This is a genomic window from Leucobacter komagatae (assembly GCF_000834055.1).
GTDB lineage: Bacteria > Actinomycetota > Actinomycetes > Actinomycetales > Microbacteriaceae > Leucobacter > Leucobacter komagatae_A.
Genome location: NZ_JXSQ01000009.1, coordinates 48,825 through 65,752, shown reverse-complemented (window position 1 = coordinate 65,752; position 16,928 = coordinate 48,825). Strand labels below are relative to the sequence as shown.

13 protein-coding genes are annotated in these 16,928 nt (G+C 65.4%); 4 read left to right on the top strand and 9 right to left on the bottom strand.

Annotated elements, in window-relative coordinates; genetic code table 11:
- Positions 1-14 precede the first annotated feature (14 nt).
- From SD72_RS08415 to SD72_RS08395, 5 genes are all read right to left on the bottom strand, one after another.
- On the bottom strand, positions 15-698 hold the full coding sequence (locus tag SD72_RS08415; RefSeq protein WP_198141918.1) for a response regulator: 684 nt from the start codon (positions 696-698) through the stop codon (positions 15-17).
- A 29-nt stretch (positions 699-727) separates the two neighbouring features.
- Positions 728-2,053: a sensor histidine kinase gene (locus SD72_RS08410; RefSeq protein WP_157000514.1), complete on the bottom strand. Its 1,326-nt coding sequence runs from the start codon at positions 2,051-2,053 to the stop codon at positions 728-730.
- A 45-nt stretch (positions 2,054-2,098) separates the two neighbouring features.
- Positions 2,099-2,968, bottom strand: a complete 870-nt coding sequence (locus SD72_RS08405) for an ABC transporter permease subunit (RefSeq protein ID WP_042543999.1) — start codon at positions 2,966-2,968, stop codon at positions 2,099-2,101.
- 56 nt (positions 2,969-3,024) lie between these two features.
- Positions 3,025-3,939 (bottom strand): ABC transporter ATP-binding protein, encoded by a 915-nt coding sequence (locus tag SD72_RS08400; protein WP_042543998.1) that lies wholly within the window; start codon positions 3,937-3,939, stop codon positions 3,025-3,027.
- A 142-nt stretch (positions 3,940-4,081) separates the two neighbouring features.
- Positions 4,082-6,286: an ATP-dependent DNA helicase RecG gene (locus SD72_RS08395; RefSeq protein WP_042543997.1), complete on the bottom strand. Its 2,205-nt coding sequence runs from the start codon at positions 6,284-6,286 to the stop codon at positions 4,082-4,084.
- A gap of 398 nt (positions 6,287-6,684) precedes the next feature.
- Between SD72_RS08395 and SD72_RS17960 the strand changes: the two genes are divergently transcribed.
- Genes SD72_RS17960 through SD72_RS08380 form a run of 3 tightly spaced genes read left to right on the top strand, consistent with a single transcriptional unit; the run spans position 6,685 to position 10,776 of the window.
- Positions 6,685-9,234: a MucBP domain-containing protein gene (locus tag SD72_RS17960; RefSeq protein WP_042543996.1), complete on the top strand. Its 2,550-nt coding sequence runs from the start codon at positions 6,685-6,687 to the stop codon at positions 9,232-9,234.
- Between the two features lie 51 nt (positions 9,235-9,285).
- Positions 9,286-10,137 carry a tyrosine-protein phosphatase gene (locus tag SD72_RS08385; protein WP_042543995.1) on the top strand — a complete coding sequence of 284 codons (852 nt, stop codon included), beginning with the start codon at positions 9,286-9,288 and terminating at the stop codon, positions 10,135-10,137.
- A gap of 3 nt (positions 10,138-10,140) precedes the next feature.
- Positions 10,141-10,776: an RsmD family RNA methyltransferase gene (locus SD72_RS08380; RefSeq protein WP_042543994.1), complete on the top strand. Its 636-nt coding sequence runs from the start codon at positions 10,141-10,143 to the stop codon at positions 10,774-10,776.
- Positions 10,777-11,015: 239 nt separating this feature from the next.
- Here SD72_RS08380 and SD72_RS08375 read toward each other — a convergent pair whose 3' ends face one another.
- Both SD72_RS08375 and gabT read right to left on the bottom strand, forming a co-directional pair.
- Positions 11,016-12,482, bottom strand: coding sequence for an NAD-dependent succinate-semialdehyde dehydrogenase (locus tag SD72_RS08375; protein ID WP_042543993.1), 1,467 nt, complete (start codon positions 12,480-12,482; stop codon positions 11,016-11,018).
- 45 nt (positions 12,483-12,527) lie between these two features.
- Entirely contained in the window at positions 12,528-13,862 is a 1,335-nt protein-coding gene (gene gabT, locus SD72_RS08370) for a 4-aminobutyrate--2-oxoglutarate transaminase (protein ID WP_042543992.1), read from the bottom strand.
- A 114-nt stretch (positions 13,863-13,976) separates the two neighbouring features.
- Here gabT and SD72_RS08365 point away from each other — a divergent pair, with 114 nt between their 5' ends.
- Entirely contained in the window at positions 13,977-15,233 is a 1,257-nt protein-coding gene (locus SD72_RS08365) for a PucR family transcriptional regulator (RefSeq protein ID WP_042543991.1), read from the top strand.
- Here the strand turns inward: SD72_RS08365 and SD72_RS08360 are convergent.
- Both SD72_RS08360 and thiL read right to left on the bottom strand, forming a co-directional pair.
- A complete protein-coding gene (locus SD72_RS08360) occupies positions 15,220-15,843 on the bottom strand; it encodes an SIMPL domain-containing protein (RefSeq protein ID WP_042543990.1) in 624 nt (207 codons plus the stop codon). The two genes, SD72_RS08365 and SD72_RS08360, sit on opposite strands and share 14 nt — an antisense overlap.
- Positions 15,840-16,898: a thiamine-phosphate kinase gene (thiL, locus tag SD72_RS08355; protein WP_084766995.1), complete on the bottom strand. Its 1,059-nt coding sequence runs from the start codon at positions 16,896-16,898 to the stop codon at positions 15,840-15,842. The genes SD72_RS08360 and thiL overlap by 4 nt, the downstream gene beginning before the upstream one ends.
- Positions 16,899-16,928: the final 30 nt, after the last annotated feature.

The window sequence follows — 16,928 nt, the reverse complement described above, 5'->3', positions numbered from 1 at the left end:
GAGTGCGAGAACCCCTAAAGTCCGTGCTGCTTTGCAAAGATTACGGCGTGCACACGGTCGCGCAGCTGGAGTTTTGAGAGGACTCGCCCAACGTGCGTCTTCACCGTCGATTCTGAAAGAAACAGTTCGGCCCCGATCTCGCTGTTGTTCTTCCCGTCCGCGATGAGTCGCATGACGTCAAGCTCGCGCTCGGTGAGCTCGCTGAGCTCGGGCGCGATTGCCGCCTCCGCGCCGCTTGCCTGCGCCGCGAACATCGCGGGCTGGCCTCCCGGCCCGCTCTCGCGCATGCGCTCGATCATGCGCGCGGTCACCGCTGGGGCCATCGCTGCGTCGCCGCCCGCGACCCTGCGGATCGCGTCAACGAGCTCGGTCGGGCGAGCGTCCTTCAGGAGGAATCCGCTCGCGCCGGCCTGAATGGCCCCAATTGCGTACTCGTCAAGGTCGAAGGTCGTGAGCACAAGGACGCGCGTCGCTGGGAACTCCGCAACGATCCGCTTCGTCGCTTCGATACCGTTGACTCCCGGCATGCGCACATCCATGAGCACCACGTCGCAGCCGGCACCGTCGCCGGCGAGCCGCGCGAGCTCAGCGAGCGCTGCACCGCCGTCACCTGCCTCAGCCACCACTTTCATGTCGGGTTCCGACAGCAGCACGAGCCTGAAGCCGGTGCGGATCAGCTCCTGGTCGTCGACGAGCATGATTCTGATGTGGTGTGGATCGCTCACGATCACCCTTTCTCGCTGTGTGGCGTGGCGACAGCGGACGCTGCGCCAGTCGGGAAGAACGCCCGCAGTCGCCAGCCGACGCCGTCGGGTACGGGACCAGATTCGATGCTGCCGCCAAACACGCGGACGCGTTCAGCAAGACCAGCGAGGCCCCTCCCCGAGCCGAGACCCGTGGTCGGGCCGATCGTGTTCGCTGGTCGACCAAAGTCGCGCACGGTGACCTCGATGCCCGATTCGGTCCGCCGGAGAGAAACGTGCGCTGTGGCCCCGACGCCGGCATAGCGCAGCACGTTCGTGAGGCCCTCCTGGACAGCGCGGAAAATGGCCAACCCCTGGAGCCTGTCAGCGAGGACGATGCCCTCGTCCTCGAGTGTCACGTTCAGGCCAGCCTCTTGGAACCCTGACACCAGTGCTGGCAGGTCGGTGAGTCCGGGCTGCGGGGCCATGTCTGCCGCGTCACTCATCTGCAGCGCCCCGAGCAGTCTGCGCATCTCTGTGAGAGCGGTCCGGCCGGTCTCGGCGCTGCGCTGCATCGCGTTGACGGCCTCCTCCGGCGCGGTGTTGACGGCGCGCGCACCGCCCTCCGAGAGCGCGATCATCACGGAGACAGAGTGCGCAACGATGTCGTGAATTTCGCGGGCGATGCGAGAGCGCTCCTCCGCGACGGCGAGCTGGGCGAGTTGGTCACGCTCGCGCGCGAGTTGGTGCGCACGGTCAATGACGGCCTGGATATATCGACGCCTGTTGCCGAGGTTGATACCGATGAGGAGTACCGCAAGCGCCCAAATGGCATCAAGGACAATGAACCCGAACGGGCTGTCCCCCTGATTCGTCTGGGGGAAGCTTGGGTTTACCGCCGGGACGTAGGAGTTGATCACGCTGCCGCCGACGGCAATCGCGTAGCCGATCCACCCGGTGCGAACGTCGCGGTACACGGGAATCGCGTAGAGCAGGAACCAGCTTGCGACGAAGTTCGCAATGACCACTGGCCCGCCGTCGCCTATCAGCGCAGCGGTGACGATTATGAGGCCGAGAAGCGGCGCCCTTCTGCGGAGGATCAGGGCGATCGTGCCTGCCGCGAGGCGAAGCGAAACAGTGAGCGCGTATGCGGCCGACCCGAGCACGGTGGCGTCGGCCCTGTCGAAGTGCAGCGTGAACAGGTCAAGCAGCGATAGCGGGATCGCCCCCAACAGGTAGCAAACGAGGATCGCCATGTCGATCGCTCGCGGATGCGCGGCGACCCAGCGCCTGATCGCACCGGGCGGGTTCGGGAGGATCGCCTCAGAAGCGGCTCTCGCGGCCTCAGTCATCGGCGTTCCCCCCGTCACGCTCTTAAGCCTAGTGGCGGCTCGTGCGACACCTGTAGTGAAGCGCTATTTCGCGTCCCGCGTCTTCAGCACGAGCAGCCCGAGGGCGGCCGGAACGGCAGCCCAGATGGCGATCGCGAGCATCGCAACCCAGTAAGTCGGGTCGACACTGGCCGCAATATCACCCATTCCGAGCGTAGAGCCGAGCGACATCGGGAGGTACCTGCTCACCGTCGGCACCCACTCCCAGCCGGTCATTGAGAGCACCTGCAGGCCAATGGGGAGCACGAAGATGAGTCCGGCGATGAGCGAGATACCGCCCGCGGTGGATCGGAGAATAGCCGCGAGCCCGAAGCCGAGCAAGGCGACGCACACGAGGTACACGATCGCGCCGATTGCGCCGGTAAGCACGGTTGCAGAGAACACCTCGGAGGCCGCGTCCGGCAGGAACGCGATGGCGATCCCCACTCCGATGACGACGAGCAGCAGCGCGGTGATGGCGGCGATGGCGGCGAGCACGATGGCTTTGCCGAAGAACATCGGCGTGCGCCGAGGGACGGCGGAGAGGCTCGAGAGAATCATGCCGCTCGAGTACTCGCTCGACATCACGAATACCCCGAGGACGCCGAAGATCAGCGCGAGGAACGGGGACGCGAATGTCGACACCGTGAGGAGGTAGTTTTGCAGCGCGTCGGCCGGCAACGTCGCAGGGTCGATGTTCTCATACGAGAAGCTGCTCTTCATCGCCCAAGCGCTGAGCAGGCTAAGGCCCGCGCTGGCGAGCAGCGTCACGAGGAGCGTCACCCGGATCGAGCGGAGTGAACTGAGCTTGATGCGCTCAGATTTGAGCACGCCGCCGAACGTGAGCTTGGGTGCGACGCCCGAGCCAGCGAAAGTCTCACGCGCGACCGGGGGTGTGTATGGTGCAGAAGTCATGGTGTTTCCAGTCCGTCAGAAGTGTCTTCGGAAGTGTCAGTTGCCGGGTGCGTGGCTCAGCCCGCGGCGTACTCGAGCTCATCGCGGGTGAGCTGAATGTAGGCGTCTTCCAGGCTGCCAATGACCGGCGTGAGTTCGTGCAGCACAATCTTGTGGGTCGCAGCGATCTCACCGATTTCGGCTGCGGTGAGGCCCGTCGCTGAGAACCCTGCGCCCTCGCCCTGGCTGAGGGGCTGCAGGTCGATGCCCTCACGCCCCGTCATGACGAGGGAGGCGAGCTGTGCCGCCTGTGGGCTGCGCACGGTAACACGTTCAACGCCGTTCCGGATGAAATCGGTGATGGGGGCGTCGGCGACGACCCTGCCGCGTCCAAGCACAATCACGTGGTCAGCGGTCTGCGCCATCTCGCTCATCAGGTGGCTCGAGAGCAGCACCGTCCTGCCCTCGCTCGCGAGGTGCCTGAGGAGGTTGCGAACCCAGAGCACGCCGTCGGGATCGAGCCCGTTGACTGGCTCATCCAGGATGAGTACCTTTGGGTCGCCGAGGAGTGCAGCCGCGATCCCCAATCGCTGCCCCATGCCGAGCGAGAACCCGCCAACGCGCTTGTTTGCAACGGTCTCCAACCCGGTGAGCGCAATCACCTCGTTCACTCGTGCATCCGAGATGCCGTGTGTCGCAGCCAGCGCACGCAGGTGACTGCGGGCGCTGCGACCGGGGTGAACACCCTTCGCATCGAGCAGCACTCCGATCTCGGCGAGCGGTGCGCGAAGCCCCGAGTACCGCTGACCGTTCACCGTGACCGTGCCAGCGGTTGGCTTGTCGAGGCCAACCATGAGCCGCATGCTGGTGGACTTGCCAGCACCGTTTGGGCCGAGGAAGCCGGTCACCGTGCCTGGCTTGATGGTGAAGCTGACGTTGTCGACAGCCTTCTTCGCCCCGTAGTGCTTCGTGAGTCCGCGAGCCTCGATCATGGTGTCTCCTTTGCGAGAGAGGTTGAGCGTATGCCTTCAGCTTAGAAACTCTTGCTTCGCACCGTATCCCACTCGAGTATTAATGCAGTGGTACCTGGGTACCGTCTCAGCGCCTTGCCCATCAGCCTTGCGAGGTAGCGCCTTACGACTTTGCGAGGTTTTCGAGGTGCGTTTCTTCCCGTTCGATCGTCGCGGCGAGGCCGGGATGGCCAAGCAGCTGCGGATCGACGTCGAGCAGCGCGCCAGCGAGGTCGCGGGCGTGCGCAATCAGGTCGCCGTCGTGGGTGACGCGAAGCAGCTTCAGTGTGGACCTTCCCCCGGACTGCAGCGTCCCGAGAATGTCACCCTCGCGGCGGAGTTCGAGATCGATTTCTGCGAGCACAAAACCGTCGCTCGTTGCCGCGACGGCCTCGATCCGCTCGCGCGCCGTCGTGCCCTGCTCCGCAACGCTCATGAGGAGACACAACCCGCTGTGCGCACCGCGCCCCACCCTGCCGCGGAGCTGGTGCAGCTGGGAGACTCCGAACCTGTCTGCGTCGCGCACAATCATGATCGACGCGTTCGGCACGTTCACCCCGACCTCAATGACCGTCGTCGCGACGAGCACATTGATCGCACCAGAAGCGAACTCGCTCATGATCCGGTCCTTCTCTGGCCCGGGTAGATCTCCGCTCAACGCTTCGACGCGCATTCCTGAGAACTGCGGCATCGCGCGGATTTCCGCCACCGAATCGGTGACGTTCGCGAGCGGTCGCTTCGCGGCCTGCGGCCCGGCAGCCGGGGCATCGGCTGGGAGCGGGTCGGCCGCTTCTCCGACGCCCTCTTCGAGGCTCGGCGATGTGCCCCCGGAGATAGCCGGACACACGACATACACCTGCCGGCCTGCGACGACGTCTTCCGCGGCGCGCTCCCACACTCGAGCTGCACGCCGTGGCATCTCGATTTCCGGCACAACGAACGTCTCGATCCCCTGCCGCCCGGGAGGCAGCTCCCTGATGGTGAGGGTCTCAAGGTCACCGAAGGCGGTGAGCGCAACGGTGCGCGGGATTGGCGTCGCGGTCATCGCGAGCACGTGCGGCTGAGTGCCCTTCTGCCGCAACGCCTCACGCTGGTCGACGCCAAACCGGTGCTGCTCATCAATGACGGTCAGCCCGAGATCGTAGAACGTCACCCCTTCGCTCATCAGCGCGTGAGTACCAACCGCAATGAGGGCGTTTCCCGAAGCGAGCGACAGCAGTGCACGGCGCCGCTCGGGGGCGGGCATTCGGCCGGTAATGAGCACCGGGTTCAATGCCGCAGCGAGATCAGAGCCAAGGGCCTCAATGACCGAACGGAAGTGCTGCGACGCGAGAACCTCGGTCGGCGCGAGCAGCGCGCTCTGGCCACCGGACTGCGCTACCTGCAGCATCGCTCGCAGGGCAACGAGCGTCTTGCCTGAACCGACCTCGCCCTGAAGCAGACGGTGCATGGGGTGCGGGAGCGCCAGTTCGTCGCTAATGACGCCGCCAACGGCGAGCTGGTCCCCCGTCAACGTAAACGGCAGTGCCGCGTCGAACCGTTCGAGCAGCACCCCTGCAGCGCGCGGCGCACTCGGCTCCGCTGACTGCTGCCTTCTCCTGTGCAGGAGCGCGAGCTGCAGGTCAAACGCCTCGCGGAACTTCAGGCTGCGCTGCGCTGCGCGCCAGTCGGCATCATTGCGTGGCCGGTGAGCCTTCTCCAACGCCGCGCCGAGCGGCAACACGTCTTCTGAGCGAAGCAGCTCAGGGGGAAGCGGATCAGGAACTTCTGCGAGCGCGTCAAGCACCATCTCGACGGAGCGAGCAATCGTCCAGCTCGGCAGCTGCGAGGTCGCGGGGTAGATCGGCACGGGCGTCTCCGCCCACGCTTTCGCTGCGGCTTCTTCGAGTTGGGCACCGCCCGGCACCTCTTCGTCGGCGTCGAAGAACTCATAGTCGGGGTGCTGCAGCTGGTAGGCCCCCCGATACTCCGACACCTTGCCAGCAAAAATGCCCTGCCGCCCGGCACGAAGCTCTTTCGCTCGAAACCCCTGGTTGAAGAAGGTGAGAGTAAGCGTGCCGACACCGTCGGTGATCCGGGCCTCAACAATCTGCCCTGGGCGGCGCTGCATCCGGCGCACCTGCACGTCAAGCACCTGCGCGACAACGGTGACCTGTTCGCCAACCGGCAACCCGGTGAGCGGCGTAAGTTCACCGCGACGCGAATACCTGCGTGGGAGGTGCCAGAGGAGCTCCTCAGCTGTGCTGACGCCGAAGGCCTTCTCGAACGGCTTCGCGCTCTTCCCACCGATAATCCCACTCAGTGGGGTATCGAGTGTCACGCGAGTCATACCTTTAGGCTAGCGCGAGCCGCAGACACTCGGTGGCGAAATCTCGGGGAGTTCGTGACTCCCGGGGAAGCGCGCGGAGATCCGCTGGCTGAGTAGTTCGCCGCGGATACTCAATTTCGCAGTCCTCTTCGCCTGTTCCTCGGCTTCTCCGCTCAACTGCGCCTCGATCCTGCAGTAGTCGCGCATGAGGCTCCTATGCTCGCTCGTGTCGCAGTGTTGGGACGGCGGATATGCGGGCGGGCTCTCTGAGCTGCCAAGGAACTGTAGTCGCCCACTCGACCGCGCTCACCGGTAGGGACAACGGGGCGGCGCCAACTTCACGGCAGCGCCAGTATCAGAGCCTCGACAGCATGACAGCGCCACGCCACACAACAGTTCCTACCCATGGAGAATCCGGAATGCTCAAGAAGTCACCGTTCCTACTCGCCGGCGGCTTGAGCACTCTGCTCGTCGTTGGCATGCTCGGCGCGACATCGCCCGTGCCACCCGCATCCGCCGCGACCGAAGGCACGCCCGTGAGCCCGCAAGAGCGCGCTGAGGAGCCTCAAAGCTTGGAAAGCGGAGCGACCGACACTACTGACGAATCACCCGGCGCGGACGACACCGCGCCGGAAGGCTTCGCTGTCAGCGACGACGGCGCGGTGAGCGACATGGCTGCACTGAAACGTGCGGTCGAAGCGCTCGAGCCCGGGCCGGCGGAGATCGTGATTGCGGAGGACTTCGCCGCGACAGACGGCACGCAGAGCATCGCGCTCCCCGCCGGCGTCGAACTCACCCTCACGGGCGCGGTTCCACGGACACGGGTCACCCTCCAAGCCGGGACTACCGGCCCCCACGTCCGATTCTCGGGCAGCTCCGCCCAGTCGCTGACGCTCAATGGCCTCGCATTCATCGGCCACAATCCAACGAACCCGGCTGGCGCTCCTGGCGGAACGAGCGGTGGCGGTGTGAGCATCGAAGGAATCGGCGCCGTCGAGGTGTCAGACTCCGAGTTTTCTGGAATCGACGGATCGAGTGGACTTGCCCTGGCGGGGGTTGCAACGCTCGACGTCACACGATCCAGCTTTCTCGGAAATCGCGCGGGCAACAGCGCTGCCATCGGCCTGCCCACCGGCATCGCTGCGACAATCACGGATTCCTCATTCGCGAAAAACCACGGAACGTCATCGGGCTACAGTGGCGGCGCCATCCGCCTTCAGGGCAAGTCGCACCTCACCATCGAACGGTCGGTGTTCGCTGACAATCTGTCGACCACTCGCGGCGGCGCTATCGCGTTCCATCAGATGGACGGAACGCTCACCATCCGCGACAGTGTATTCGAACGTAATACCGTGCCGATTGCTGGCAACAACAGCACCCTCAACGACGGCGGTGCTATCGCCGTCAACGAGCGTCCGATCACCGGGCAACAGACAGGGCAGACCCGAATCACGGGCACGACGTTCACCGGAAACTCTGCAGGCGACGAGGGCGGCGCGATTCTTGCGCAGTCTGGGGTGGGTTCCTCGTTCATCGTCGAAAACAGTACGTTTTTTGAGAACGTCGCGCGGGGGCTGCAGAGCCCGGTAGACAACAACAGCGGCGGCGGCGCGATCGAGGCGTTCGGCACTCCGGTGACACTGCTCCACAACACCTTCATCAACAACATCGCCGAGCGTGGCAATCTGGTTCTTGTGCCAACGCAGCGCGGCGGCGCGGTCTCCGCAGCCGGCGACAAGGCTGCCCTCCCCGTGCAGCCGCTCACGCTCTCGCACAATCTCTTTGTCGGAAACGACACGCTCGACTCTCGAGGGGCCTCCCCAGCCACGAGCGCATACAGGCAGGTGAACGCTGAGGCTGGCATCATCTCACCAGACTCCGATGATCCGGCGGCGGCGCTGGCGAGCAACATCGGTGTGGACAACGGGAAAGCCATCGACAGGACCGTGATCAACGCGGCCCTGGTCCTCGGCACCGACACACCCGCCCCTGCACCGAACGGGAGCAGCGTTGTTGCTGGGGACCCGAACGCGAGCCTGACGCAGACTCCTGGCACCTTCGTGATCCACCCGGCAGATGGGGAAGAACTCACCGGGATTGCCTGGGGCGTATACCCCGCTGCCGCTGGCATCGCCTCCGACCAGCGCGGCTACCCCGTCGCCCAGCCCGCCCACGCCGGCTCAGTGCAGCAGTCGATCGTGAGATTTGACCCGAACGGTGGCGACTGGGAATCATACGAGAACGCGCCGTTCGACGGCAACCGCATCGTGCAGCGCAACAGCGATGAGGTGGCGATTGTGTGGGCGATCGCCCCAGTCGGATCGGTCGTGCAGACGGAGGCGCCCCCAACAACTACACCGGCCGATATGGAATTCACCGGCTGGAACACGAGCGCCGACGGCTCGGGTACTTCCTACCAGCCGGGCGACATCTCGCTCCAGGCGGAACGTATCCAACTGTTCGCCCAGTGGGAACAGCGCGAGCCACCTATTACCGAGGGCAGCGTAACGGTCGAGTACGTCGATGACGCAGGCGACCAGCTCGGCGACCCGCTCACGCTGCGCGGTGCCATCGGGGCTCCGTACACGACCGAGCGCCTCGAGTTCGACGGCTACGAACTCCTCCGCATTGACGGAGCCGCCGAGGGCGTGTTTGCCGTTGAGGCGACCAAGGTCAGCTACGTATACGAGGTAGCCCAGGTAGCTCCTCCTGTCGACCCGGAGGACCCAGACGATCCTGACGACCCAGACGATCCTGACGACCCCAACGATCCTGAAGATCTTGGTGACCCAGAGGATCCCAACGGTCCTGCTGGCCCTCCCAGCCCAGCACCCGCCACCGACGATCACCTGAGCGTGTCGGGCAGCGGCGCAAACTGGGGGCTGCTTGCAGGAAGCGCGATCCTGCTCGCTGCCGGTGCGGGACTCATGGTCGCGAGCGGACGGCGCAGCAACAGGTTTCGCGGATAACCTGCCGCAGACTACTCCCGGTTTCTGAGTGACCGGGAGTAGTCTGAAGAGGTGACCGAACTTTCAGACCGCCGCGTCCATCTCGCAACCGTTCCCAATTTTCGATCCCTCGGTGGCCTCCCCGTGGCGGGCGGCACCGTTGCTCACGGCACGATCTTCCGTTCCGCGACGCTCGGGGCACTCTCCGAGGAAGACAGCGCAACGCTGATCGATCTCGGGATCCGGCGCGTCGCTGACCTCCGCACCGCGGGTGAACGAAAGAGCGCACCGGATGTGCTCCCAGATGCAATCGTGGGCGTGAGTTTTGATGTGCTCGGCGACCAGCCGAACAGCATCGCTGCAAGCCTTGCGCACATCGGTATGCCCGGTGACCGAGGCCAGCGCGAACTCTCGCCAGAGAAGGCCGCGGAGGTCGTGCGCGGGATCACTGAAACTATCGGCGGCGGCCGCGGCATCGCGCTGCTGCAGGACTCCTACCGGCACTTTGTCACAGCCGACTCTGCCCTGCTTGCATACCGGGAGTTCTACAGTGCGCTCACCGAGGAGGGCGACTACGCTCCAACGCTCTTTCACTGCTCAGCGGGTAAGGATCGCACGGGGTGGGCCGCTGCGTCCTTCCTTGCGCTGCTCGGCGCAGATGAGGCGACCATTGTTGCGGACTACTTGCTCACGAACACCGACATCCTGCCAATGATCGAACCGATGCTCGCACGCGCCGAGGCACACGGGATCGATCCCGATGTGCTCCGCCCCGTACTCACTGTGCAGCCCGAGATGCTTGAAGCTGCGTTCGACGCGATGCGTGCAAGCTACGGCACCATCGAGGAGTACTTCACGCGTGGTCTCGGCCTCGACGCGCATCGCCTCGAGGTGCTGCGCGACCGCTTCGTTTCGGCGGGTTGACCCGTGACACGGATTATCGCGGGCCGGGCGGGATCACTCAGGCTCGAAGTACCCAAGGCTGGCACTCGACCAACAAGCGACCGCGTCCGCGAGGCCATCTTCTCTGCGCTGGAGTCGTGGGGAGTTATCGACGGGGCACACGTGCTCGACCTCTACGCCGGCTCTGGGGCGCTCGGGCTTGAGGCAGCGAGCAGGGGTGCGGCGGCGGTGACGCTCGTTGAGAAACACCCTCAGGCTGCGGGAGTCGCTTCGCGAAACGCGACCACCGTACTTCAAGCCTGGGGAGCAGGAAAGGCTGCGCGCGATGCATCCCCAGCACCTTCGCCGACGGTGAAAATCGAACGTCACGCTGTGCAGACGTTCCTCGACCGCGAGCTGTCGAAGCTTGGCCCCGATGCGGGCGCAGCCGCTCGCAAGACGTGGGACGTCGCGCTCCTCGACCCGCCGTACGATCTCAGCGAGGCGGAGCTCACCGCGAACCTCACCTCGCTCGCCCCGCTCCTCAAGCCCGACGCAATCGTGCTCGTTGAGCGGAGCAGCCGCTCCCCCGAACCGACGCTCCCTCACGGCCTCGTACCCATTCGAGATCGCGCCTACGGTGAAACTGTCCTGTGGTGGTCGGAGCCAGCAACTCCGTAGGCATCGATCCGCGTGCCCGGCCAGCATCTCGGCCCGGGCGCGCTGCGATATCTCGGTTAACGGCGTTCCTTAGTGCGAAATCCGAGGGAAACGGCCTCACTTCCGCCGTTTGCAGAGGAATCGCGGATCCTCTCCCCCTGCTCACGCGCCCCGCCCACATCAGCCCCGGGCCGCAACGCACAAGTGCGGCCCGGGTCATTGACCCGGGCCGCACTCGTATTACCGCTCAGCGCTGTGAACTAGCGCGGGATGAGCGTGTACTTCGTTGAGAGGAACTCGTGGATGCCCTCGAAGCCACCCTCGCGGCCGATGCCCGACTGCTTCAGCCCGCCAAACGGTGCTGCAGCGTTCGAGACGATGCCGGTGTTCAGGCCCATCATGCCGGTTTCGAGCTTCTCGATCATGCGGTGTCCCCGAGCGATGTTCTCGGTGAAGACGTAGCTGACGAGGCCGTACTCGGTCGCGTTCGCGAGCTCGATTGCTTCCTCCTCGGTGGAGAAGCGGATGATGCCGAGGACCGGACCGAAGATTTCCTCGCGCATGATCGCCGACTGCGGGCTGAGCTTGTCAATAACCGTCGGCTGGAAGAAGTAGCCTGGGCCATCGATCGCTTCGCCACCGGTGACGATGGTCCCGCCGGTTTCCACTGCGTCTGCGACGAGACGAGCCGTGTTTGCGACTGCCTTCTCCTCGACAAGCGCGCCGATGTCGTTGCCCTCGTCCGCGCCGCGGCCGATCGACATTGCCGAGACCTTCTCGCCGACACGACGAGCGAACTCGTCAGCGACGGACTCGTGCACGATGATGCGGTTCGCAGCGGTGCATGCCTGGCCGATGTTGCGGAACTTCGCGAGCAGTACGCCCTCCACTGCCTTGTCAAGGTCAGCGTCTTCGAACACGACGAACGGGGCGTTGCCGCCGAGCTCCATCGAGGTGCGAAGCACGTTCTGTGCGGCGGCCTGAAGCAGCGTCACGCCGACCGGGGTTGAGCCGGTGAACGAGAGCTTGCGCAGGCGGGTGTCGGAGAGTAGCGCGCTCGACTGCGCACTCGACTTCGACGTCTGCACCACGTTCACGACGCCGGCCGGGAGGCCTGCATCCTCGAGCAGCTGCGCGAAGAACATAGTCGTGAGGGGCGTGAGCGCTGCCGGCTTGATAACGACGGTGCAACCCGCTGCGAGGGCCGGAGCGATCTTGCGGGTCGCCATTGCGAGGGGGAAGTTCCACGGCGTGATGAAGTAGCACGGCCCGACGGGGATGTGCGAGACAACCATGTTGCCTGTTCCCTCTGGGTTCGGACGGTAGTCGCCGCGCACGCGCACAGCTTCTTCCGAGAACCAGCGGAGGAACTCGCCGCCGTAGTTCACTTCGCCGCGGGCTTCAGCGATGGGCTTGCCCATCTCCATAGCCATGAGCAGCGCGAACTCTTCCTTGCGCTCCATGAGGAGATCGAATGCGCGGCGGAGAATGCTCGAGCGCTCACGCGTCGACGTTGCTGCCCACTCGTCCTGCACGGCAACTGCCGAGTCGAGTGCGCGCACCGCGTCTTCTACCGTTGCATCAGCGATGGTCTTGATGACCTCGCCCGTTGCTGGATCGCGAACGTCGAAGGTCGCGCCGGAGGTGGAGTCCTCCCACTTGCCACCAATCGCGAGCCCTGATGGGACGCGGTCGAGGAGTTCCTGTTCGTTGGGCTTGAGAGCCATGATTGGGTGTCCTTTCAGCCTGGTGTTGCTGCGGGTTACCGGGAGTTAGTTCGCTGCGAGTGCGTCGGCAACGATCTGGAGCGCCTCGCGCAGCAGGTCGTCCGAGATCGACAGCGGCGGCAGGAAACGTACGACGTTGCCGTAGGTGCCGCAGGTGAGGAGAATGACGCCCTCGTTCCCTGCGTGCTTCGCGATCGCGCCGGTGAGCGCGGCAGCCGGGGTCTTGGTGCCCGACTCGACGAACTCGACTGCCATCATTGCGCCGCGGCCACGGATATCTCCGATGCGGTCGTCGGTCTTCTGCAGCTCGGTGAAGAACTCGCTGATGATCGCGCCGATCTCGCTTGCGCGCTCGGCAAGGTTCTCTGCCTCGTAGGTGTCGATCGTTGCGAGGGCAGCTGCACACGCGATCGGGCTGCCTGCGTAGGTGCCGCCGAGGCCGCCTGCGTGCGCCGAATCCATGATCTCGGCGCGGCCGGTGACTGCTGACAGCGGAAGGCCGCCCGCGATGCCCTTAGCGGTCGTCACGAGATCAGGAACGACGCCTTCGTGGTTCGCAGCGAAGAGGTCTCCGGTGCGAGCGAAGCCGGTCTGCACCTCGTCGAGGATGAAGACAACGCCGTTGGCGGTTGCCCACTCCTGCAGCGCGGGGAGGAAGCCCTCAGCCGGAGCAATGAATCCGCCCTCGCCCTGGATGGGCTCGATGATCATTGCTGCGAGGTTGTTCGCGCCGACCTGCTTTTCGATCTGCGTGATGGCAACCTGCGCTGCCTCTGCGCCGGTGAGGCCGTCGCGGTACGGGTACGAGGTCGCTACGCGGTGCACCTCAGGGGCGAACGGGCCGAATCCGTCCTTGTACGGCATGTTCTTCGCCGTCATACCCATCGTGAGGTTCGTGCGGCCGTGGTACGCGTGATCGAAGACAACGACGCCGTTCTTCTTGGTGAAGTGGCGAGCGATCTTGATCGCGTTCTCTACTGCCTCTGCGCCCGAGTTGAACAGCGCGGTGCGCTTCTCGTGGTCGCCCGGGGTGATCGCGTTGAGCTTCTCGGCGACGGCGATGTAGCCCTCGTAAGGGGTGACGGTGAAGCAGGTGTGGGTGAACTGCTGGACCTGCGCGGTGACTGCCTCGACTACGGCGGGTGCCGAGTTGCCGACGCCGGTCACTGCGATGCCTGAACCAAGGTCGATGAGCGAGTTGCCGTCGATGTCAACCATGACGCCGCCGCCTGCTGCGACGATGGAGACGGGGAGCGCAACGCCGACGCCGGCGGGAACCGCTGCGTTCTTGCGTGCGAGCATCTCCTGCGACTTCGGGCCGGGGATGCTGGTGACGAGCTTGCGCTCCTGCGGAAGTGAAGGGCCGCCGGTGAGAGTCATGGATGTCTCCTTACGAGGTGTGGTGTTGCCGCACAGCCGATTGCCGACGGTGCGCTTGATACCTCCCAGGATACGAGCGCAGACCCTCAGCCGGAGATGCCATAATGGCGATTGATGATGCCATATTTCGCCGAACCGGCAATCCACTCTTGGATCGACCTCGACACCCTCTTGCGGGACTACGAGCTCGGCCTCGTCGTCGTTGCGGGCGGCGATGACGAGACGGGCTCCCGCACCGTGCAGTGGGTCCACTCGAGCGACCTCGCGGATCCCGCACCGTTCCTCACCCCCCGCACGGTGCTGCTCACCACGGGCGAGCAGTTCAAGGGCACGCTCGGCATTCGCACAGCAGAGGCGTACGTCTCTCGCCTCGTCGCCGCAGGGACAACCGCGCTCGGCGTTGGCGTCGGCATTCGGTGGGACAGGATCCCCCCAACGCTCGTTGAGGCGTGCGAACGACTGGGTCTGCCACTCATCCGGGTACCCTACGACACACCGTTCATCGCGATTACCCGCGCCGCAGCTCGCCTCATCGATGCTGCCGTTGACGCGCAGACCATCGATCGCCTCACCCGATCCCGCTCGCCGAAATCGTCGAGCTTCGCGCGTTCCGAAGGGGCGCTAGCCACCGCGGTGCTCAAGCTACTCATCTCAGGCAATCGCGCCCTCGCGGAAGACGTGGCCGGCACGCTCTTTCCCCGGCTTCCGCGCGGGCAGGTTTCCGTGTTTGCGTTCCCTCCGACGCAACACGATCACGGGCTGGGGGCACTCGGGGAGGGCACGGCGGCCGGCGTCGTTGACGGGCGGGTGTTGCTCGTCGCAGAGGCGGCAAAAATATCGGCAGCGCGGAAGCTCACCCGCGGCCTGCCAGGAGGGCTCTCGGAGCGCGGGTCGCTGGACGACCTCGGGGAACTCGTCGCTCAGGCCGACCGCGCCCTCGAGCACGCGCGAGCTGCAGCAATAGCCGGCGCGGGCGAAGCATCTCAGGGGAACGCAGGGGAACCGCGCCCCTCCGCGGCAGGAATGCTCACGGGGAAAATCGTCGAGTACCGGCCAGCGATGCACGCCGGCCTCCTGACCCTCATCGGGGAGAGCCAGGACGCGCGTCGCCGCGCATCAGGCTTCCTCTCCCCCGTGCGCTCACACGATCAGCGCCACAGCGACGAGATCGAGCACAGCCTCGAAGCGTGGCTCAGGCACAACGGTCAGCTCTCCCCCGCAGCCGAAGAACTCGGGATACACCGGCATACGTTGCGGGCGCGGATCCGCACCGCCGCGAGTCTGCTCCAGCGCGATATTGATTCACCCGACACTCGGGCGGAGCTCTGGACGGCGATGCGGATCGCTGCGCCTCCTGCTACTCAGCGGTAAAGGTTGCTTCGACCTGCACGCCGACAGCGATCTGTCCCACGGTGACCTCGGGCGCAGCAGCGGCTGCCATAGCCATGCGTACGTCCCCGACCGGTGACGGGCCGCCGCCGGTGCGGCCATCGCGCAACGACAGCAGGGTGAGATCGGCCGCGGCAATCGCGGCCGCGAAGTCCTCAGCGGCCGCGCGCGCGTCGGCAACGGCCTCGCTGCGCAGCTTGCGTGTCCACTCGTCCCGCAGCGCAGCCCCAAGCTCCCACTGCACGCGAACATCAGCGCCGCTTTCCGTCAGCTCGGCCGCGACCTGCCCGGCATGATCGAGCGCGGTGATCACGATCCGAATGCTTGCGTGCGCCTGGTGTTCAACGACGTTGTTCCCTCGTTCATCGCGCCATGAATTCGAGTACGTGGCTACCGGTTCGGCAACGTAGTGGCTCGCGATCCCCTCTGCTACGAGGGATTTTGCCTTCTCGACAAGCTTTCCGTGCGCCTCGTTTGCGCCCTGCAAGGCGGTCTCACGCGACGCATCGTGACGCGATACCGAAGCGAACACGTCGGCCTGATCGGCGGAAACTCTCGCCTCGGCCGCTCCGGTGACAGTGATATTGGTCATGCGTTATGCCTCTCTCCTCGGGCGCGCGTCGCTTCAAACCCGCTCAGCGTCGTGAGCTTATTGTAGGGATCCCACCCGTGCGGCGCATAGGTCGCTCCCCCAACTGTGACCGACGGCCCGTCGGCCACAACGCTCTCCCGCTCGCACACCTCGCCGATCGCGACAAAGCCGGCCGGCAGCACTGCACCGGCAGGGAAGCAGGCGAGCAGCCCGTGATCTTCGCCGCCCTCGAGCATGGCGCGCAGCGGGACGGTCACCCCCAGTTGCTCACCAAACCCCGCTTCGAGCAGCTCTGGGCGCAGTTCGACCCGCACTCCGGACGCCACAGCGAGACGTTGAGCGTCGAGCGCGAGCCCGTCAGAGACATCCATCATCGCGCTCGCCCCTGCGATGCTCGCCGCAACGCCGTTGTGGATCGGAGCGCTCGGCGCGAACTGCGCGGCGAGCTCACTCGGGTGCGAGCGGCGCAGCTCGGCGAGACCTGTCGAATGGGCGATGCCGTCTGCGTCGGCGCAGTGCGCAAACAGGAGGGCGAGGCCCATCCCCGCGAGACCCAGCGATCCCGAGTATGCGACGGTATCGCCAGGCGCTGCGCCCGACCGCGTCACGGGCGCCCGCCCAGAGAAGTCGCCTAGCGCTGTAACGGCGGCCGTGAGCACCGGGGCCTGCCCGAGGTCTCCCCCAACGACACCGCAGCCGGGAGCGAGTTCCCGGCACGCAGCGTCGAGGCCACGCGCAATCTCCTCGAGCAATGCCACCTGCGTGCTTTTCGGGCAGGCGAGCGCAACCGTCAACGCCGTCGGGCGGGCTCCCATTGCGGCGACGTCTGAGAGATTTGTCGCAGCGAGCTTCCAGCCGAGATCAAAGCCCTCGTGCCACGCGAGCCGAAAGTCTGGGCCCTCGATCATGGTGTCCGTCGTGATGGCGATCTCGCCTGCGTGTTCGAGCACGGCGCAATCGTCACCCGGCCCTATCGTCGCGGCCTCAGCCGCGCTGAGCTGAGCCAAGATACGTGCAAGCACGCCTGATTCGCCAAGTTCTCCAACGCTGTTCACCTCACTACGGTACCGCGGACCCAACGCTGG